Origin of the sequence: Campylobacter sp. RM12637 (assembly GCF_020137645.1) — a bacterium.
In the GTDB taxonomy this organism is placed as follows: Bacteria; Campylobacterota; Campylobacteria; order Campylobacterales; family Campylobacteraceae; genus Campylobacter_E.
The window spans coordinates 29,145-50,409 of sequence record NZ_JACGAV010000011.1 but is presented as its reverse complement, the minus strand read 5'-3'; the positions used below and the strand labels follow the sequence as shown (position 1 = coordinate 50,409).

Sequence of the window (21,265 nt, the reverse complement as noted above, 5' to 3'; positions counted from 1 at the left end):
TTATAAAAAAGGAAAAATTATGAAAAAAATATTAGTTTTAAATGCAGGTTCAAGCTCACTGAAATTCCAATTATTTTTTAATGAAGATAGTGTTGCGAGTGGTTTGGTTGAGCAAATTGGAGAAAGCAATTCAAGAGCAAAAATTAAATTTGATGGCAAGGAATTAGAACATTTAGGTGGCATAAATAATCACGAAGATGGCTTAAAAGTAGTTCGTGATTTATTTGCTAAAAGCGGACTTTTAACTGATTTTAATGAATTAGCAGCAGTAGGTCATCGTGTGGTGCATGGTGGAGATAAATTTATTAAAGCAACATTAGTTGATGATAAATGTTTAAAAGCTTTAGATGAATTAGTAAAATTAGCACCTTTACATAATCCTGCAAATATTTCAGGAATTAAAACAATTATAAATCTTGCTCCAAGTGTTAAAAATATAGCAGTATTTGATACAGCATTTCATCAAACAATGCCAGAAATCGCATATCGCTATGCAATAGCTAATAAATATTATGAAGAAGATGGCGTTAGAAGATATGGCTTTCACGGAACATCTCATGAATTTGTAACTCGTGAAGCAGAAAAATTCTTAGGTATTAAAAACATAGATGCAATTACAGCTCACTTAGGAAATGGTGCAAGTATTAGTGCTATTAAAGATGGTAAATGCGTTGATACTTCAATGGGTCTTACTCCACTTGAAGGATTAATGATGGGAACTAGATGTGGGGATATTGATGCTGGAGCTTTATTTTATTTAGCATATAATAAAGGTTTAAGCATTGCTGAACTTGATAAAATTTGCAATAAACAAAGTGGTTTATTAGGAATTTGTGGTGCAAATGATATGCGTGAAATTGAAGAAAAAATGCAAAATGGTGATAAGAAAGCAAAATTAGCATTTGATATGTTTTGCTATAGAATTGCAAAATACATAGGCTCATACCTTGCAGTAACTCCTGCTAAGGCTCTAATTTTTACAGCAGGTATTGGTGAAAATGATGATTTAATGAGAGCTGCGGTTTGTAAGCAACTTGCACATCTTGGCTTTAGCATTGATGAAGAAAAAAATGCTAAGCGTGAAAAAGTAGCTAGAAATATAGCAAAAGCTGATTCAAAATACCCAATTTTAGTTATTCCAACTAACGAAGAATTATCAATAGTAAAACAAACAATGGAACTTATTTAATCCTATTGATTTAAATTCTTGTAAAACTATAAATAATTAAACATTATTTGTAGTTTTACTGCCATTATATCTTCTTAATTGTATTTTATTTTATATGTTGGGATTACATAACCACACCCATCTATATAATATTCTCTCTCTTCTTTTTCCTTAGTATATGAGTTGTATAACATTACTTGCATTTCATCTCCATCTATAAATTGAAATGAATTTTTATCAAAAAATCTTTTTTCAAAAAATACTAGATTATTGTTAAATTCATTAACTTCTTTTAATTCTAAACTATCTAAAGTTTTAAGATATTTAACTTCATCAATGCTATTATAATTTTTCACTTCATATATTTTTGCATTACTTAATTTAAAATAATTTACAATTGCTCTTTTATATTTTTCTTCTTTTTCTAAATTACATTTATATCCGCTTTTAGAATAATCATATTTATAATTTGTATACTCATTTTTAAAATCCCAAAATAATAAATAGCCCTCTACTTCTAATTGCCTTTCAAGAGAGCAAAGCTCTTCTTTAGTTTTAAGAAATTTATCATAAGTTGAACTAAAGTATTTACTATAGATATCGTATGAATACTGAACAAGCATTAAAAAAACGAAAATAGCAATGATAAAAAACGCTAAACTCAAACCAACAAATAAAGATTTTTTTTATTAATTCTTTCATAAAAGAAAGCATTTAACATCTCATATTTTTAATATAATCTTGTATTCTAATTTAAATCCTTTAAGGAATTTAAATTAGATTAATTATTTTTTATTGATTATATTTTTTATGATTGTTTCTAATTTATCATTATTAAATTGTTTTTCAAAGGTAATATTTATACCTTTAAAAAGACTTTCTGCGTTAGTAATTTTCGCATTTTCATCACTTCTTAGATTGATTTTGCTATCTACGCCTTTACTTTCAAGCACAATAATATATAAGCAATATACTTTGTATATTTATCTTATTTATAAAATACTATATCAATAATATATAGTTATCAATATATATATTTTGCTAGTATTTTATTTATTATGTTGTTTTTATCATTGATATCTTTTTCAAGTTCATAAATCTTATTCTCTATTTTATCTATAATGTTGATTAAAAGTTTTTGTTTATCAATAGGTATTAATGGTATTTCAACTTCATCTTTTAAAATTTGAGAATTTAAGCTAGTGCCAAATGTATTTTTATTTTTTAGATCTAAATCTATAACTTTATTTTTAAATAGATAAAACAAATACTTATCTAAAACTATATTTTTATCCTTAGGTATAAGCCCAGCAATGGCTTCGTTTGTGTATAAATCAGCTCCGGCTAATGCAACCTTGCCTATGCTTAATTTAAAACTTAATAAAGTAGTCCCACTTGGTATTAACTTAACATTTGATTCTTTTACACCTAGTTCTGTGATTTTTTCTTTTGTATCAGATATTATATTGCCATTCATTTCAGCAATACTAACCCATAAATTATTTCCACCATAGTATAAATGGTTTTTCCTACTAGGTGTACCACCGATTAAAACCTTACAAATTTGTCCTAATTTTTTATTATTTATTAATATATTTGATAAGTCATCAATAAAATCTAAAGAAATACCTAAGAATTTTAATAGCTCAACTCTTAAATCCCCCCCCCCGTTACTGCTAATAATTCCAACTTTACTTAATATCTCAGATATTAATCTCTTATATTCTTCTATACTCATTCTTATTGTTTCAAATTGCTTATTTACTTCTTCGCATTCTTTTACTATTTGTTCTTGAACATCCAAAGGAGGTAATGGAATTTGAAAACTACTAAGAGTTGAGACATTTATGTATTTAACACTCGATTTACTAGCTAGATTTTCAAGTTCATTTGAGTACATTCTAAAAATATATACCAAATATTCAGGTATTACTTTATCAAGCTTACAAACTAAAGCATTAATTTGTTGATTTGTGGTTAATATATCTTTGTTTATTGCACACTTACCTATTGTTGCTGTACAAGACAACAACACTGAATTTTTAGGCACAATTTTTACTTTTTTTTCATCTACTGCTAATTGTGAAATATAATCTTTTGTCTCATTTATATATATGCTATTTGTAAAATCAGGTATGGTTAACCATTGTATATCTTTTTTGTCCCAATACTTATTTTGAGATTTTAAAGGTGTTGAACCATTAATAATATCATTTACACATTCTTTGATACTTATGATTGGATATTTGCTATTTTTCCAAAAATATTCTACATGATTATGCGAATTGGTTAAATTGATATTAATTTTTAAATTAAAATTTGCATTTTTAAAATCAATTAAATTATAATTTTTTTCATAACTTACATATTTACTTAATTCATCGTTAATTATAATTTCATTATTTAAAAATAATTCTTTAATTTTATAAGATATTTTTTCGTCATTATTAATATTGTTTTTATCATATAAGGGTGTATTGTATGGATCGTTTAATTCTCTTAATCCTGGATCATCTTTATCTGTGCTCCATTGATAGCCTAAAAATTTCTTTTTTTCATCGTTTTTATCAGGAGCTTTTACAATAATCAATTTATTATCTTTTATCATAGAAAAATATATCAACTTTTTATTTTCAATATTTTTTACAAACTCTATAAAAATACCATTTTCTAAATCTTCTTTTATAGTAGAATCTTTATAAACTTTGCTTTTTGTTAATTTTTTATAAATATTGCTTTTATAAAAATCATCCAAATAATCTTGAAAGCATTCTAATAACTCATCTGTATAATTTTCGTTTATTAAATCTATAAAAATATCTTTTTTTATACCTCTAAAAGCTACATATTCGTCTATATAGCCATTATCTACAAAATTATCATCATCTATCAAATTAGAAGCTTTTAATCTATCTTGCAAGGTTTTAAATTTTATAGAACTAGATGTTAAACCTAAATCCTTATCTTTATCATATGTTTTTAATTTGTGCAAAAATAAAATAATAGTGTTGGTTCCAGTAGCTCCAAATGTACCAGACGGCAACTCAACAATAGCTTTTATATCAAAATTTTGAAATATCAGTTCTCTTACTTCTTGATATTTTCCAATATTACTATTACTTAAAAATGGTGATGGCAAAATTATCGCTGCATTTGCGTTATCATTTAATAACTGAATAGCCCTTTCTATAAAAAAGCATTCTATAGAATTAAAAGTATCTTTATTTATGTCTTTATTAAATAGTATATATTTTTCTAAGTCTTTTTCGCTTAAAGTTTCTAAAAAACCCTTGACCGAATAAGGCGGGTTAGCAATTAATAAATCAAAAGAATAATTTTCAATATTTTCATTACTAGCTAAAGCATCTGCATAAAAAATATTTATCTCATTTTGCCCATACATACTTGCACTAACTTTTGCAACTTTGCTCAATCTATATTCTTTTTCAATTCCATAAATATTTTTATAATACTCTTTTAATTTTTCTTTATCATTAATTTGTTTTTCAATAAAACTTGCATATGTATTTAAAAAATGTCCTGCTCCGCAAGCATAATCAATCACTCTTAAAGGCTTATTTATATTATCAATAGGTAAAGAATGCATAATAAACTCACATATTTGAATTGGTGTAAAAAATTGCCCCTCATCTTGTTTCATGCCTTTTTGCAAAAACAATTCAAATAAATTACCTAAAAATTGCTGAACTTTATTTTCTGTTAATCGTATATCTTCAAAAAGCCTAACTATATTTTTTAAAACTATAGCATTTTTATAAAATAAATCTTTATTATGAACTTCCAAAAACGCAAAATCATTATTAGAATAAAATTTTAATTGCCTTATATAATCTTGAATTTGTTCTTGCATACTTTGCATAGACTTTTTGCTTCTTGAAGTTGTGTTAAAAACATCTTCTATATTTGCATTTTCAACATAAGTAATATCTTCATTTAAAAATTCTTTCATTGCATTTTTATATAATTTCATAAGTCTATCTTGCAAACTTTCGTAAGTGTCTGCCATAATTCCACGATATTTAAATTCCAGATTATTTTTATTAAATGTCTCATCATAAATTTTGCATAAAAACAAATTTACAAGCTTATCAAAAGCATTTTCTTTACCTGATATATTATGTTGTCTTAGAATAGTCGCAAAATCATTGTATAAAGAATTGTTTTGATGGTCAAATTCTTTTAAGTCTGTAAATTTTAATGATAATTTACCAGCTTCATATGGGTTTATATCAGACTCAAAAATTCCACTTGTCAAATAATTTTGTTGATAAATTTCTTTCCATACTTTAAAAATTTCATTTTCATCACTTGCTGATATATAACTCAATTTATAATCATTTTCTTTAAGGTATAGTTCATTGTCTTGCATATTGAGTATATAGTTAAAATAATATATTTCATCGTTTATAAAATCACTAGTATATAAACATAAAAATTTTACTTTTTTATTTTGTCTAAAATAAGATAATAATTGCCCTCCATCTTTAAGCATATTATTCCACTCATTTTCAAATTCACTACCTTTAGCATCAACTTTTGTTTTGTATGTTTTGCATTCAATTAATATATATGATTCACCTAATTTATCTTTTACTAAAATATCTGCTTTTCCGCTAGACTTCGATTCTCTACCTAATTTATATTTTGGTTCTAATTCTATATGGTTTGGATCGTAGCCTTTTGTTAATAACCTATCTATACACTCTAATACTACAAAATTTTCATTTTTTTCAAAATTTGATGTAGTTTTGTCATGGAGTTTAATTTGTTCTGGAAATATAATTTTTCTATTTTTAAAATCAACCATAATAAAAATGTTATTTAAATATTGCTTTTTATAAATAAAATCATTATCTTTTTTAAAATTTAATTTATTTAAAACTTGTAATAGGTTATCATTTGTAATCACTTTTCTCTCCTTTTTTCGTGGAATTTAAAATAGGAATTTCATAAAGAAATTCCTAAAATTATTTTTTATTAAACTCTTTATATAATTTTATTAGATTTGTAGTTGAGCTATCGTGCTCGTAACTCACATCGCTTCTTAGCTCTTCAAGTATTGTTTTAGCCAAAGTTTTACCTAATTCAACGCCAAATTGGTCAAAACTATTTATCCCCCAAATCACACCTTGAACGAATATTTTATGCTCATATAATGCAATTAGGCTACCTAGATTTCTAGGGCTTATTCTTTCTAATAAAATTGTATTGCTAGGGCGATTTCCCGAAAATTCTTTATGTGGGATTAGCTTTTCTATCTCACTTTCACTTAAATTACTTTTACTAAGTTCAGCTCTTACTTCATCCTTGTTTTTGCCTTTCATAAAGGCTTCAGCTTGAGCGAATACATTGCTAATTAAAATTTCGTGGTGTTCTGGCATATCGTGTGGTTTTTCAAGACTTACTATTAAATCAATCGGACTTATATGAGTTCCTTGATGAAGTAGTTGAAAAAATGCGTGTTGAGCGTTAATTCCTGTTTCACCCCAAATGATTGGAGAAGTTTCGTAATTAATTAATTCTCCATTTTTACTAACTTGTTTTCCATTACTTTCCATATCAAGTTGTTGAATAAATCTTGGAAAATGCTTTAAATATTCATCATAAGGTGCGATTATATGTGAGCCACCACCATAAAAATTAATATACCAAATACCTATTAAAGCTAAAATCACAGGCAAGTTTTTAGAATATTCAGCCGAGCTAAAATGTGAATCCATTAAATATGCACCTTCTAGCATTTGCCAAAAATGTTCTTTTCCTAAATAAATCATAATAGGAAGACCAATTGCAGACCACAAACTATAACGCCCACCGACCCAGTTCCAGAACTCAAACATATTATTACTATCTATTCCAAATTCTTCAACAGCTTTTTTATTAGTTGAAACTGCTACGAAATGCTTAGCTACAAAGCGTTTATTAACTGCGTGATTTAAAAACCACTCTCTAGCAGTTAAAGCATTTGTTAGGGTTTCTTGAGTTACGAATGTTTTTGACGCTATTATAAAAAGTGTAGTTTCTGGATGAACGCTATCTAATACATTTTGTAATTTTGAGCCATCTACGTTTGATACAAAGTGCATTTTTAGTCTTGGGTGTGCGTATTTTTTCAAAGCATCACAAGCCATCAATGGTCCTAAATCAGAGCCACCAATTCCTATATTTACAATATCAGTTATTACTTGATTTGTATAGCCTAGCCACTCGCCTGATCTTATTGCGTGAGAGAATTTTTCCATTTTGTTAAGCACTGCATTTACATCATCCATTATGTTTTCATTATCTACATAAATAGGTGTATTTATACGATTTCTAAGAGCAATATGTAAAGCTGCTCTATTTTCTGTGGTATTAATCTTTTTACCACTAAACATATCTTTAATGTTTTGTTCTAAATTAGCTTCTTTTGCAAGATTAATAAGATTGCTTAAAATCTCTTCATCTATTCTATTTTTAGAATAATCAACCTTAATCCCACCAACTTCTAAAAAGTATTTATTCGCTCTATTATTATCATTAGCAAATAATTCTTTCATATGAGTATCTTTTGATTTGTTATATAAAGACCATAATTTTTCATAGCTTTTTAATTTGCTTAACATTATTTATCCTTTAAATGATTTTGCAGTGCCACACTAGCGCCGTTTATACCTGGAAATTTTGATAAAACCACAAATACAGGAATTGCTGCTAAATAACTATCAAATCTACCTTTATTCTCAAATCTTGCTCTAAATGATGAGTGTTTAAAATACTCTAATATTTTAGGAATTATTCCACCACAAATATAAACACCACCCCTAGCACCTAGAGTTAATGCTAGATTTGATGCAATCGTTCCTAGCATTGCACAAAATATATCAAGACTTAATCTACATAAAGCTGATTTTTCGCTTAATGCTAGTTCGCTAATTTTACTAGCGTCTAAAGTATCATTTATACCTTCTTTATGTGCTAAAGCTTCATATATTAGCTCAAGTCCCATTCCGCTAAGCAATCTTTCAGCCGATACATGCCCGAATTTGTTTTTTGCATAATGCCAAATCATTGATTCAATCTCATCAAAAGGTGCAAAGCTAACATGTCCGCCTTCACCTGATAGTGCAATATAGCCATTTTTACTAGGGATTAATCCACTAACTCCAAGTCCTGTGCCAGGCCCTAAAACAGCTTTTACGCAATTTTCTTCAGCTTCTCTTCCACCAATTTGAACTAATTCATCACTATTTAATTTTGTAATAGCAAGTGCTTGAGCAGTAAAATCATTTAGAATTAATAAAGTATCAAATCCTAATGCAAGTCTTGTGGTATTGATTGAAAAAGCCCAATGATTATTAGTCATTTGTATAAAATCACTTGTAACAGGATTTGCCATTGCAAAAGCAGCGTGTTTTACATTTACATTTTTATCTTTTAAATACGCTCTTACAGCATCTATTATAGTATCGTAGTCTTTGCATTGTAAGACTTCTATTTTATCTATATTTCCTGATTTAAATTCTAATGCAAATCTAGCATTAGTTCCACCAATATCTGCTAATAATCTTGGATATTCATTTTGCGTAATAGACATCTAAATTTCCTTTTGAATTAATTACATAACTTATTGGATATTTTTTATTTTTTTCTTTACAAGCTAATAAAAATACTTGATATTTCTCGTCTCCACTGATATTTAAAAATATTCTTTTAGCTTTTAATATGCTTTCTAAACTAAGGCTAATTCTATCGTAATTAGGAGTTTTTACTATGTGATAAGCTTGGTTTTCATCACTTAATAATTCATCTAAATTAAAAGCCGTTGGAAAGATTGATGCAGTATGAGCATCAGCTCCCATACCTAAAATCAAAATATCAGGAGTTTGATAAATATTATTAGCGTGATTTTTTAAAGCTTCATAATCATTAATTAATTCATCTTTAATACAAGTAATTAAATTAGCCTTACTAGCATCATTTTGTAATAGATTTTGCTTTACTAGATTTGTATTGCTATCTTCGTGATTTGTAGGTAAAATCCTTTCATCTACTAAAAATACATTTACTTTAGTCCAGTCAAGCTTTTCTTTACTTAATTTAATAAATAAATCTTTAGGACTTTTACCACCTGATACATAAAAATTTACGCTACCTTTACTATTAATACATTCATTTAATGAAAATACTAATTCTTTATATAAAGCGATTTCGCTTATGTTTTTGTCATTGAATGTAAATAATCTCATCTTAGTCCTTAAAAATAATTTCATTTGTGTAGGCTTTGTATTTATGCATTGTAAAATCATCATTATCAATTACATCTTGCACCCATTTCCAAGCACTCTCTAGTTCATCTTTTTCATTAAATGAACTTAAATCTTTATTAATTACATTTAAAAGTAATCTTTCATAAGGTGGCATTTTTTCAATATCACAAATTCCTATTTCAAATTCTTTAAACTCTTCGGCTATTTTTAAAAGGAATTTGATTTTAGGTTTTGGTTGGATTTCTATATACATTTTCCCACCATTTTTAAAGTCAATATCAAAATATACTTTATTTTCAGCCATTCTTTTGCCTGTTGCAAGTTTTATTAAAACGCCTTTATAATTTTCTTGATTTGAACTAGTTTTAATTGATACGAAAGTTTCTGTCCTACTATCTTTAGCCACATTTAATTCGTCTAAATAACTTAAGCTATCTTCATTAGCTTCATATTGAGCTTTAATTACATTTTTAAAATCAATTTTTTCAAGTGAGTTAAAAAATTCAAGCTTAGCTTTTCTAATATTAGTTGAATTAATATCAATCATAAATAAAGCTAACATTTGTAACATATGATTTTGTAACATATCTCTTAAAGCACCGCAGCTATCATAAAACTCTCCACGACTTTCAACACCTAAACGCTCTAAAACATATAAATTAATGCTTTTTACATAGTCTTTATTAAGTAGTGCATTAAAATGTGGATTTTGTTTTCTAAACTCAAATAATTCTTTAACCATACTTTTACCAAGATAATGATCAATTCTATAAATTTGTTCTTCTTTATAATATTTTGCTACGCTTTCATTGATTGCTCTGCATTCATTTAAGCTCATTCCTAAAGGTTTTTCAAGAACTATTCTAACATTGTCTTTGTTCATATTTAATTCGCTTAAATTCTTACAGCAAGTGATGAAAAATTCAGGCGAAATTGAAAAATATATAATAGTATCTTTGCCATCTCTTAAATTGTTTTTAAGTTTTTTAAAATCTTCAAGATTATTAATATCTACGCTCTCATAAGATATTTTTTCTAAAAAATCGTTCCATTTTGTAGTATCTTTTAAATGGATTTTTGATTTGTCGTTTAATTTTTGCTTAAATTCTTCTAAGCTAAGCTTGCTTCTACCTGTAGCAAGTATTTTAAAATCTTCGTGAAGCAAGTCATTTAAAAAGGCTTCATAAAGTGAAGGAAAAAGTTTTCTAAGAGCTAAATCTCCAGTAGCTCCGAATAATAAAAAATCAAAATTAGTTTTCATAAATAATCCCTAAATAAAAATAATTTTTTAAATCTTACTAAAAAGGATTTAACATTAATAACATTTATTTATTTATAATAAATCAAATATTTTAAATGAAAGAAGCTTATTTATGACAAATAAAAAATTATTAGAAATCACTGAAAAGATTATAAAAAGAAGTGAAAAAACTAGAAAAGATTATCTTAATTTAATAGATAATGCTAATGAAAAAATCAATCGCTCAAAGTTAGGTTGTGCTAATTTAGCTCACGCTTACGCAGCAATTCCTGAAAGCGTAAGAGAAAAATTAAATAATTCAAATAGCACTCATTTAGCTATTATTTCAAGCTATAACGATGTTTTATCAGCTCATGAACCTTACAAGGATTATCCTTTAAAATTAAAGCAATCTTGTATAAAAGAAGGTGTAAGCGTTCAAGTTGCAAGCTGCACTCCTTCAATGTGTGATGGTATTACTCAAGGCTATGATGGTATGCAACTTAGCCTTTATTCTCGTGATGTAATAGCTATGAGCACAGCGATTGGATTATCTCATAATATTTTTGATGGGGCGTTTTATCTTGGAGTGTGTGATAAGATAGTTCCTGGGCTTTTAATGGGAGCGTTAAGATTTGGGCAATTACCTGCTATGTTTATTCCAAGTGGTCCTATGCCAACAGGACTTAGTAATTCTGATAAAAGTATTGCTAGAGAAAAATACGCTCAAGGACTTATTTCTAAGCAAGATTTATTAAATACTGAAATGAAAATGTATCATAGTTCAGGTACTTGCACCTTTTATGGAACTGCTAATTCAAATCAAGTTATGATTGAATTATTAGGTCTTCATATGCCAAATTCTGCTTTTATTAATCCAAATACAAAGCTAAGAGAAAAAATAATTGATTTTAGTGCTAGACATTTTGCAAAAGGTGTAAAAGATAAAAGTATTTTACCAATAGGCAAAATGATAGATGAAAAAAGTATAGTAAATGCAATAGTAGGGCTTATGGCAACAGGTGGCTCAACCAATCATACTTTACACTTAATTGCAATTGCAAAGGCTGCGGGAATTATTATTAATTGGGACGATTTTAATGATATTTCAAATATTACTCCACTTTTAGCTAAGGTTTATCCTAATGGTAAGGCTGATATAAATGATTTTTATGAAGCTGGTGGATTATCGTTTGTAATTAATGAATTATTAAATAATGGTGCATTACATGATGATGTAAATACTATAGCAGGATTTGGGCTTAGTAATTATACAAAAGATCCTATCTTAAAAGATGATGAAATTACTTATGAAAAATGCCTTGAAAATAGTAGAAATGCTGAAATAATCACGACTTATGATAAGCCATTTAGCACTACAGGTGGGCTAAAAGTTTTAAGTGGAAATATTGGTCGTTCGGTAATTAAAGTAAGTGCTGTAAGCGATGATAATTTATATATTAAACAAAGAGCTATCGTATTTAACGATCAACTTGAGTTAATGAAAGCTTACGAAAAAGGCGAATTAAATAAAGACTTCATAGCAGTTGTAAAATATCAAGGCCCAAGAGCAAATGGAATGCCTGAACTTCATAAATTAATTCCGCCTTTAGGGGTATTAATGTCTAAAGGATATAAAGTTGCATTAATTACTGATGGTAGAATGAGCGGGGCTAGTGGAAAAGTTCCTGCAGCAATTCATACAAGTCCTGAAGCCTTATTAAATGGAAATATTGCTAAGATTAAAGATGGGGATTTGATAGAATTTGATGCAATCAATGGCACTTTAAATGTATTAGAAGATGATTTCTTAACTAGAGAAATTAAGCATATTGATTTAAGTGCAAATGAGTTAGGTAGTGGTAGAGAGCTTTTTAAAGCTTTAAGAAATAGTTGTTTAAGCGCCGAAGAAGGCGGAGTAAGTTTTTAAGGAAAAAATAATGAACGCAAGAGAAATTTTAAAAATAAATCCAGTAATTCCTGTGATAGCAATTGATGATATAAATGATGCCTTACCTTTAGCTAAGGCTTTAGTTTTAGGTGGAGTAAGAGTGCTTGAAATTACTCTTAGAACCCCTGCAGGGCTAAAAGCAATTGAGTTAATTAGTAAAGAAGTTCCTGAAGCAATCGTTGGAGCAGGAACAGTAATTAATGCTAAGCAATATAAAGATGTTGTTAATGCTGGTGCAAAGTTTGCAATAAGTCCAGGTATTACTGAAAAATTATTAAAAGAGATTGATTATAAAATCCCTTTAATAGCAGGTATTGCAAGTCCAGCAGAGCTAATGCTTGGGCTTGAATATGGGCTTGATACCTTTAAATTATTTCCTGCTAGTGTTGTTGGTGGAGTGCCTATGTTAAAGGCTATTTATGGGCCATTTAGTGATGTTAGATTTTGTCCTACGGGTGGTATTAGCGAAAATAATGCTAAAGAATATTTAAGCCAACCAAATGTGCTTTGCGTTGGTGGTTCTTGGCTTGCACCAAAAGAGCTAATAAAGGCTAAAAATTGGGATGAAATCACAAATATTGCAAGAAAAACTTTAGAGTTAAAAAATACTTTATAAGGCTTTTATTTATAAGTAGGCTTAGTGCGAAAACTAAGCCTATAAAAATTAAATTCTTTACTTAAAAACATTAGCAAGATTAGAATTTAAATCAGCATAAATCAATCAAACAAAAACTTTAATAAAATAATATTTTTAAGTTTAATTGTAAGAATTTTATAAGAAATTCAATTATCAAAATTAAATAATTTTAAGATTTATTTTGTCTTTTTTGTAACTTTTAGATTTTAAAAAAATACTATTATTAATAAATTTTTTTAAGGAGAGATTATGCAAATAAATCCTAATAATAAAAAAGATTTAATGCAAATACTAGGCGAACACGGCTTTAGTAGAAGAGATTTTTTGAAATGGTCTAGTGGAATGGCTACTATGCTAGGACTTGGAGCTACTTTTGCACCAAGTATTGCAAATGCTGTTGAAAACAATACTAATACTCCAGTAATTTGGCTACATATGGCAGAATGCACAGGCTGTAGTGAAAGTTTATTAAGAAGTGATGCACCTACTATTGATAGTTTGATATTTGATTATTTAAATATTGAATATCACGAAACTGTTATGGCAGCAAGTGGTCATCAAGCTGATGAGAATTTAGAAAACGCTATTAAAAAACACGCAGGAAAATATGTATTATTGGTAGAAGGTGCAGTTCCTGCAGGAAGCTCTAGTTTTTATCTAACTTTAGGTGCTAAAGGGCATACAGGCGAAGAAATAGCAAAAAATGCCTGTGCTAATGCAGCTGCTATTTTAGCAATTGGCACTTGCTCAAGTTTTGGTGGTATTCAAGCAGCAGCACCAAATCCAACAAACGCAGTTCCGATTAGTAAAATCACAAATAAAAGCGTAATTAATGTCCCAGGTTGTCCGCCTAGTGAAAAAAATATCGTAGGTTCAATCTTACAAATATTATTATTTGGAACAATGCCACTTGATAATTTTAATCGTCCAAAATGGGCATACGAGCATAGAATTCACGATTATTGTGAGCGTAGGGGACATTTTGATGCGGGTGAGTTTGTAGAAAGTTTTGGCGATGAAGGTGCAAAGAAAGGCTATTGTCTTTATAAAGTAGGATGTAAAGGTCCATATACATTTAATAATTGTGCTAAGCAAAGATTTAATCAGCACATAAATTGGCCTATTGGTGCAGGACATGGGTGTATAGGTTGCTCTGAGCCTGATTTTTGGGATAGTATGAGAACTTACGAAGAACCTTTAAAATCACATTTATTTCAAAGCGTATTTAGCGGAATGGGTGCTGATGCTATGAGTGATAAAATAGGCATTGGTGTTTTAACTCTAACAGGAGTAGCAATAGCTGCTCACGCAACAATTTCAGCAATTAAAAAAGACAAGGAATAAAAAATGCAAAAAATAGTAGTAGATCCAATTACAAGAATTGAAGGACATTTAAGAGTAGAAGTAATAGTTGATGATGCAAATGTAGTAACTGATGCTTATGCGGGTTCAACATTATGGCGTGGAATTGAAACTATTGTAAAAGGAAGAGACCCTAGAGATGTTGGCTTTATGACTCAAAGAATTTGTGGAGTTTGCACTTATTCGCATTATAGAGCAGGTATTGAAGCGGCTGAAAATGCTTTAGGTATAGTTCCACCAAAAAATGCAAAACTTACAAGAACATTAATGAATGCAGCTTTATATATGCACGATCATTGTGTGCATTTTTATCAATTACACGGGCTTGATTTTGTTGATGTAGTGAGTGCTTTAAGTGCTGACCCAGCAAAAGCTGAAGCTGAAGCTTTAAAATGGTGTGATAAGCCTTTAGTTTGTGGTGTAGGAGAACTTAAAGCAGTTCAAGAAAAATTAAAAACATTCGTAGATAAAGGAGAATTAGGGATATTTGCGAATGCTTATTGGGGACATAAAACTTATCGCTTTAGCCCAGAGCAAAACTTAGTAGCGTTAAGCCATTATTTAGAATGCTTAAAAGTGCAAAGAACAGCAGCACAATTAATGGCTATTTTTGGTGCAAAACAACCACACCCACAAAGCTTAACCGTAGGTGGTGTAACTTGCGTTATGGATATACTTGACCCTGCTAGAATTGGCGAGTATAAAACTAAATTCTTAGAAATTAGCGATTTTATTCATCGTGCTTATTTAGCTGATATTAAGATGGCTGCGGCTGTTTATAAAAATGAGCCAAGTGTAATGAATGATGTTGGCGTTGATAATTTTATGTGTGCTGATGAGTTTTATTTAGGAGATGATTATTTATTTAAAGGTGGAATTGTAACTAATATGCTAAGCAATCCTGTATTAGGTGCTATTGATGAGAGCAAAATCACAGAAGAAGCAACAAGGTCTTGGTATAAAAACGATAAAGCATTACACCCTTATGATGGCGAACAAGAGCCAAATTATACAGGTCTAAAAGATGAAAAAACTCTAAACGCTAAAGGCGAATTAGAAGATTCTAAAGTATTTGATATGAATGGAAAATATAGCTGGATTAAAGCTCCAAGATATGATAATTTACCTGTTCAAGTAGGACCACTTGCTACTATAGTTGTAAATTATTTAGCTAAAAATCCAATCGTTACAAAAGAAGTTGACGCTTTATTAGCTGAATTAAATATTGAGCTTAAAGACTTACTTAGCACTTTAGGAAGAACTGCAGCAAGAATGATTGAAGCAAAAATAATAAGCGAACACGCACTTAAAGCTCTTGATAGTTTAGTTGAAAATCTAAAAGTAGATCAAAGCACTTGCGCTCCATATAAAATAGATAATTCTAAAGAATACAAAGGTCGCTTTATAGGTAATGCTCCTAGGGGAATGCTAAGTCATTGGATTAGAATTAAAGATGGTATAGTGCAAAATTATCAAGCAGTAGTTCCATCTACTTGGAATGCAAGTCCAAAAGATGCAAATGGTAAAATGGGAACTTATGAAGCTTGTTTAATTGGTCTAAAGATTGAAGATTTAACCAAGCCACTTGAAATTATTAGAAAAATCCATTCGTATGATCCTTGTATTGCTTGTGCTGTGCATGTATTAGATAAAAAAGGTAATAAGTTAGGCGAATATAAAGTAGGAGTTTGATATGAAACATTATGAGTTTTCAATAGGGCTTAGAGCAACTCATTGGCTAAGAGCATTTGCTATTTTAGCCCTTTGTATAAGTGGCTTTTATATTGCTAGTGTGTTTATTGCACCTGATAAATCAACCGAGCCAAATCTATTTATGCAGGCTAAATTTCGTTTCGTACATAATGTAGCTGGGTTTGTTTTATTAGCTTGTTTTATTTTTAAACTTTATCTTTTTATATTTGATAAGCTTAGTAAAAAAGAAAGAGTTAGTATTAAAGATTGCTTTAGTTTAAGAGTATGGATAGAGCAAATTAAGTTTTATTTATTTTTAGGAAAACACCCGCATTTAAAAGGTGTATATAATCCACTTCAATTTGTGAGTTATTTTTTCTTTTATATTGTTTTAGCATTATTAATAATCACAGGTTTTGTGCTATATATTAATGTTTATCACGAAGGTTTTGCTGGTGCAATAACTCCTTTTGTTAAACCATTTGAAGTAATGTTTGGCGGACTTGCAAATGTTAGGATAATTCATCATATTTTAACTTGGGTTACTATGATTTTTGTTGGTGTTCATATTTATATGGCAGTGTTTAATGCAATTAAAGGTAAAGATGGTGCAATGGACGCTATTTTTAGTGGATATAAATACAAATGAGAGTTTTAGTCCTAGGAATTGGAAATATTTTAATAGGAGATGAAGGAGCTGGAGTTGTTTTTCTTGAGTATTTTAGGAAAAATCTAGCTCCTAATATTTATATTAAAGAAGAATTTAAAAATCAAGATTCGCATCAATTAGTATTTTTAGACGGCGGGACGATGGCTATGAATTTAGCTCATATAATTGCTGATTTTGATAAGGTTTATGTGATTGATTGTATAAATGCTGATGATTTAGAAGTAGGCGATGTTGTGTTTTTTGACTATGACAAAGTGCCAAGTAATATAAACTATCAAGGAAGTGCTCACGAACTTGAGATGCAAATGATGCTTAATTTTATGAGTTTAGTAGGCGATTTGCCAGTTTGCAAAATCTTAGGCATTGTGCCTAAAAGACTTGAACCTATGAAAATATCTTTAAGCGATGAGGTTAAAAAATCTTTTGCTTTAATGCAAAAATGTCTTTTAGAAGAGCTTAAACAAGATGGATTTTTGTTAGAATTTAAAAATGATTTTAGTATAGAACAAGCGATAGAAAATTATAGGAATTTAAGCAGTGTTAATTAGATATGATTTCAAAATAAAATTAAAAGATTTCGGATTATTTTTACTAAAAATTGCCAAGATAAATAATGTAAATTATAAGCTTTATTATGAAGATGATGAGTTTTCTTTAGTTATAGATGATAATGAAGATAAAGTTTTAGCCTTTAATGAATATTTTAAAAAAATACCTTATTTTTTATTTTTAGAAGATTTTAAAATAGAGCTAGAAAATACACAGAAAACAAAAGAATTTGAAATTGAAATTCCAAGATTGCCTTTAAACTTATGTGATGAAGTTTTTGATGATTTAGGTTTAAATGAGTTAGATTATACTAAAACAACAAAAAGTGATTTTGTAATAATTGCTAATTATGAATTATTACAAAAGGCTTTTATTTGTGATAAAAATACTCAAATTTTACTTAATGCTTATGAAAAACCATTTGTAAAATTAGCTTTAAAACCACTTTATAAAAAAGCACATAATTTAGGAGATTTTTTATATGTATCATTTGCTAATAGCAAAAAGCTTTTTAATGAGTTAAAAAATGCAGATGAGCTTTATTTTGTAAAAAAGCCTAAAGATTTATTATTAATAGCTCCTTTTGCTGATACATTTTGTGTAATTAATAATCCGTATTCAAATCAATTATCAACTGCTTTTAATATTGATAAATTAAGCTTTAATGTCCCTAAAAATAAAGATGAATTAATAAAATTATTACTTAGCTTAGAACAAGGCGAAAAATTATTAAAAAATTATCAAGAAAAGTTCATTTTAAATGAGTTTAGTTTAGAAAATAAAAATATATTTTCATTAATAAAATTAGCAGATATTTTGTTAGATTCTGATATTTTAAAAGTAGTGCCAAATACTTATACAAAGGGAGTTAGAATTGATTGTGAGATTAATGAAGATGGCTTAAATGTAGCTAAGTTTATCTCATCAATTATGAGCTTTAGATTAGCAAACGCAGCTTTAATAGAAGTTGGTGTTTTTGAAGCACTTGTTTTAATGATAGGAAAACTTAACGAAAACGAGCGTGAGATTTGCTCAAAGCTTATGAATTATCAGAGTTTTTTAAATTACAATGCGTTTTTAAACAAGCAATTTAAGTTCAGTAAATGGGCTAATTGTGAGTGTTTTAATTAAGCTTAGTGGCAGGGTGCAAGGAGTTGGATTTCGCCCTGAAGTTTGCAAATTAGCCAAAGCAAAAAAGCTAAATGGCTATATCTTAAATGATACTTTAGGAGTTAGCTTAGCACTTGATTGTGATGAAAAAATAGCAAAAGTTTTTATAAAAGACTTAAAACAAATTCTTAAAAAAAATCGTCCATTAGCAAGTATAGAAAAAGTAAAAATAATTAAAACAAATGAAACTTATAATGATTTTGTTATTAAAAAACCAAGCAAAGATAAGCATAATCTTGCAGTGATTTTGCCTGATTTCGCTCCTTGTAAGGATTGTATAAAAGAGCTTAATAATCCTAAATTAAAAAGAAGATTTAATCATGCCTTTATAAATTGCACTAATTGTGGCACTAGATTTAGTGTAATTTCTAAAATCCCTTACGATAGAACAAATACTTCTATGAGTGTTTTTAAAATGTGTAAAAATTGCGATAGTGAATATAATAATCTTAATGATAGGAGATTTTACGCAGAGCCTATTGCTTGTAATGATTGTGGGGCTAAGCTTAATTTTGATTTAGCAAAGGCTGTTAAATATCTAAAAGCTGGAAAAATAGTAGCTTTAAAAGGTGTTGGTGGGTTTAATTTATTATGCAATGCTAATGATTTTAATGCGGTAAATAAATTAAGAATGCTAAAAAATAGAGCTTTAAAACCACTTGCAATAATGGTTAAAGATATAAAAATGGCGAAAAAATATGCTAGTTTTACTAAGTTTGAAGAGCGTATTTTAAAGAGCAAAGAGCGACCTATATTGTTACTAAAAAGCCTTAATCAGAGTGCTTTTAATATACATTTTGATTTTAAAAATATCGGAGTATTTTTGCCAAGTGCTCCAATATTTCATATATTATTTAAAGAGCTTGATTTTGCAATAGTAGCTACAAGTGCAAACAAAAGTGGCGAGATGATTTATTCTAAAAAAAGTGATTTTAAGATTTTAAAACCTGATTTAATAATAAATCATAATAGAAAAATAATTAACAAAATTGATGATAGTGTAGGGCAAGTTGTAGCCAATAAATACCATCATTTAAGAAGTGCTAGGGGCTTTAGACCTTTTTATTACGAGCATAAAATTAAAAAAAATATAAATATCCTAGCTCTTGGAATGGAAGAAAAAAACGAGTTTTTAATATACATAAATGGGTTTTGTATTAATTCGCCTTATATTGGGGATTTAAAGGATATTAGTGTTTATAATCATTTTGTAAAAACTCTAAGATTTTTTGTGAAAAATTATAAGATTAAATTTGATTATGTTTTGTGTGATTTACACCCACATTTCATTCATAGCGAAAAAATAACAAAAGAATTTGAAATAGGAATTAGCAAAAATACAAAGATTATAAAAATCTACCATCACGCAGCCCATGCGATGAGTATTGGACTAAGAAATATTAGAGCATTTTGTTTTGATGGAACAGGATATAAAAACAAACATCATATAAGTGGTGGCGAAGTGCTAGATATTACTAAAAACACTATAAATACAGCCTTTTGTTTTGATGAGTTTAAGCTAGTTAATGTAAAAAATAATGAATTATTAGCTTATAGTATTTTAAAAAAATACGAAATTCCGTGTGAAACTAATCTAAATTATGATATAGCATTGCAAAATTGCACTATAAATACTAGCTCATTAGGTAGAATTATTGATGCTTTTGCCTTTTTAGTTTTAGGGATTAAGAAAAATGAATTTGAAGCACATTCAGGAATGCTTATTGAGAGCTTTTATGATGAAAATATCAAAGATATTTACAAAATTGAGTTTAAAAATAATAAGATTATTTATAAGGATATTTTTGCAACTTGCTTAAATGAAAGCAAGGTTTTAGCTTGTTCAAAATTTATTAATACCATTGTTTATATTATTAAGTTTTTAAGCCCTAACAAAAGGGCGATTTTAAGTGGCGGGGTGTTTTGTAATAAAAGCATTTTAAATCTTTTGCTAAATGATAAAGAATACAAATTCTATACTCCAAAAAATGAAGCGATAAACGATGGCTGCATAGCTTTAGGGCAGTTAAACTATTTCTTAAACAATATGGATTTTAAGGATTAATTTATTATTTATTGTTAAAATCTCGCCTTTTTTTCAAGGAGAGAATATGAAAATATTACAAGAATTTAAAACATTTGCAATGCGTGGAAATGTTGTAGATTTAGCTGTGGGTGTGGTTATAGGAACTGCTTTTGGTAAGATTGTAAGCTCACTTGTGGCTGATATTATTATGCCTATTGTTGGAGTTTTAACAGGCGGAGTTGATTTTAGTGATTTAAAATTAGTTATTAAAGAAGGTGCTAAAGAAGCTGAAAATGTAACCGTTAATTATGGTTTATTTATTCAAAATATAGTTGATTTTTTAATCATTGCGTTTTCAATTTTCGTTGTTGTAAAGCTAATCAATAAGCTTAAAAAAGCAGAAAAAGAAGAAGAAAAACCAGCTCCTGCTCCAGCTCCAAGCGAAGATATAGTGCTGCTAACAGAAATCAGAGATTTATTAAAAAATAAAAACTAATTTTATTAGTATTAGCTATAATCTCCTAATTTAA

General features: G+C 28.3%; 17 protein-coding genes. 10 read left to right on the top strand and 7 right to left on the bottom strand.

The genetic code is table 11. The annotated features are described in order from the left end of the window. Positions 1-19 precede the first annotated feature (19 nt). Entirely contained in the window at positions 20-1,189 is a 1,170-nt protein-coding gene (locus AVBRAN12637_RS06675; RefSeq protein ID WP_214117921.1) for an acetate kinase, read from the top strand. A gap of 74 nt (positions 1,190-1,263) precedes the next feature. Here AVBRAN12637_RS06675 and AVBRAN12637_RS06670 read toward each other — a convergent pair whose 3' ends face one another. From AVBRAN12637_RS06670 to AVBRAN12637_RS06640, 7 genes are all read right to left on the bottom strand, one after another. Continuing rightward, the gene (locus AVBRAN12637_RS06670; RefSeq protein ID WP_336615555.1) at positions 1,264-1,833 is read right to left on the bottom strand and encodes a hypothetical protein; all 570 of its coding nucleotides are present in this window, start codon (positions 1,831-1,833) and stop codon (positions 1,264-1,266) included. Positions 1,834-1,953: 120 nt separating this feature from the next. After that, complete coding sequence (locus AVBRAN12637_RS06665) at positions 1,954-2,121, bottom strand: hypothetical protein (RefSeq protein WP_214117923.1); 168 nt, start codon at positions 2,119-2,121, stop codon at positions 1,954-1,956. A gap of 71 nt (positions 2,122-2,192) precedes the next feature. Continuing rightward, positions 2,193-6,098 (bottom strand): restriction endonuclease subunit S, encoded by a 3,906-nt coding sequence (locus tag AVBRAN12637_RS06660; protein ID WP_336615554.1) that lies wholly within the window; start codon positions 6,096-6,098, stop codon positions 2,193-2,195. 58 nt (positions 6,099-6,156) lie between these two features. Then, on the bottom strand, positions 6,157-7,794 hold the full coding sequence (gene pgi, locus AVBRAN12637_RS06655; protein WP_214120226.1) for a glucose-6-phosphate isomerase: 1,638 nt from the start codon (positions 7,792-7,794) through the stop codon (positions 6,157-6,159). Continuing rightward, a complete protein-coding gene (locus AVBRAN12637_RS06650; protein ID WP_214117926.1) occupies positions 7,794-8,765 on the bottom strand; it encodes a glucokinase in 972 nt (323 codons plus the stop codon). The genes pgi and AVBRAN12637_RS06650 overlap by 1 nt, the downstream gene beginning before the upstream one ends. Beyond that, entirely contained in the window at positions 8,746-9,417 is a 672-nt protein-coding gene (gene pgl, locus AVBRAN12637_RS06645; protein WP_336615553.1) for a 6-phosphogluconolactonase, read from the bottom strand. The genes AVBRAN12637_RS06650 and pgl overlap by 20 nt, the downstream gene beginning before the upstream one ends. Before the next feature lies 1 nt (position 9,418). Further along, entirely contained in the window at positions 9,419-10,699 is a 1,281-nt protein-coding gene (locus AVBRAN12637_RS06640) for a glucose-6-phosphate dehydrogenase (RefSeq protein ID WP_214120225.1), read from the bottom strand. A gap of 112 nt (positions 10,700-10,811) precedes the next feature. On the opposite strand from AVBRAN12637_RS06640, the gene edd reads away from it, so the two are divergent. From edd to mscL, 9 genes are all read left to right on the top strand, one after another. Next, entirely contained in the window at positions 10,812-12,608 is a 1,797-nt protein-coding gene (gene edd / locus AVBRAN12637_RS06635; protein WP_336608670.1) for a phosphogluconate dehydratase, read from the top strand. 10 nt (positions 12,609-12,618) lie between these two features. Further along, positions 12,619-13,245 (top strand): bifunctional 4-hydroxy-2-oxoglutarate aldolase/2-dehydro-3-deoxy-phosphogluconate aldolase, encoded by a 627-nt coding sequence (locus AVBRAN12637_RS06630; protein WP_336615552.1) that lies wholly within the window; start codon positions 12,619-12,621, stop codon positions 13,243-13,245. Between the two features lie 270 nt (positions 13,246-13,515). Next, positions 13,516-14,610 (top strand): hydrogenase small subunit, encoded by a 1,095-nt coding sequence (locus AVBRAN12637_RS06625; RefSeq protein WP_336609267.1) that lies wholly within the window; start codon positions 13,516-13,518, stop codon positions 14,608-14,610. 3 nt (positions 14,611-14,613) lie between these two features. Next, positions 14,614-16,320 (top strand): nickel-dependent hydrogenase large subunit, encoded by a 1,707-nt coding sequence (locus AVBRAN12637_RS06620; RefSeq protein WP_214120223.1) that lies wholly within the window; start codon positions 14,614-14,616, stop codon positions 16,318-16,320. Between the two features lies 1 nt (position 16,321). After that, positions 16,322-16,969, top strand: a complete 648-nt coding sequence (gene cybH / locus AVBRAN12637_RS06615; RefSeq protein ID WP_214120222.1) for a Ni/Fe-hydrogenase, b-type cytochrome subunit — start codon at positions 16,322-16,324, stop codon at positions 16,967-16,969. Then, a complete protein-coding gene (locus AVBRAN12637_RS06610) occupies positions 16,966-17,538 on the top strand; it encodes a HyaD/HybD family hydrogenase maturation endopeptidase (RefSeq protein ID WP_336615551.1) in 573 nt (190 codons plus the stop codon). The genes cybH and AVBRAN12637_RS06610 overlap by 4 nt, the downstream gene beginning before the upstream one ends. Then, the gene (locus AVBRAN12637_RS06605) at positions 17,528-18,670 is read left to right on the top strand and encodes a hypothetical protein (RefSeq protein ID WP_214117935.1); all 1,143 of its coding nucleotides are present in this window, start codon (positions 17,528-17,530) and stop codon (positions 18,668-18,670) included. Before AVBRAN12637_RS06610 ends, AVBRAN12637_RS06605 begins: the two co-directional genes overlap by 11 nt. Further along, positions 18,654-20,774, top strand: coding sequence for a carbamoyltransferase HypF (gene hypF, locus AVBRAN12637_RS06600; protein ID WP_336608673.1), 2,121 nt, complete (start codon positions 18,654-18,656; stop codon positions 20,772-20,774). Before AVBRAN12637_RS06605 ends, hypF begins: the two co-directional genes overlap by 17 nt. Before the next feature lie 46 nt (positions 20,775-20,820). After that, entirely contained in the window at positions 20,821-21,231 is a 411-nt protein-coding gene (mscL, locus tag AVBRAN12637_RS06595) for a large-conductance mechanosensitive channel protein MscL (RefSeq protein ID WP_214150124.1), read from the top strand. Positions 21,232-21,265 lie beyond the last annotated feature (34 nt).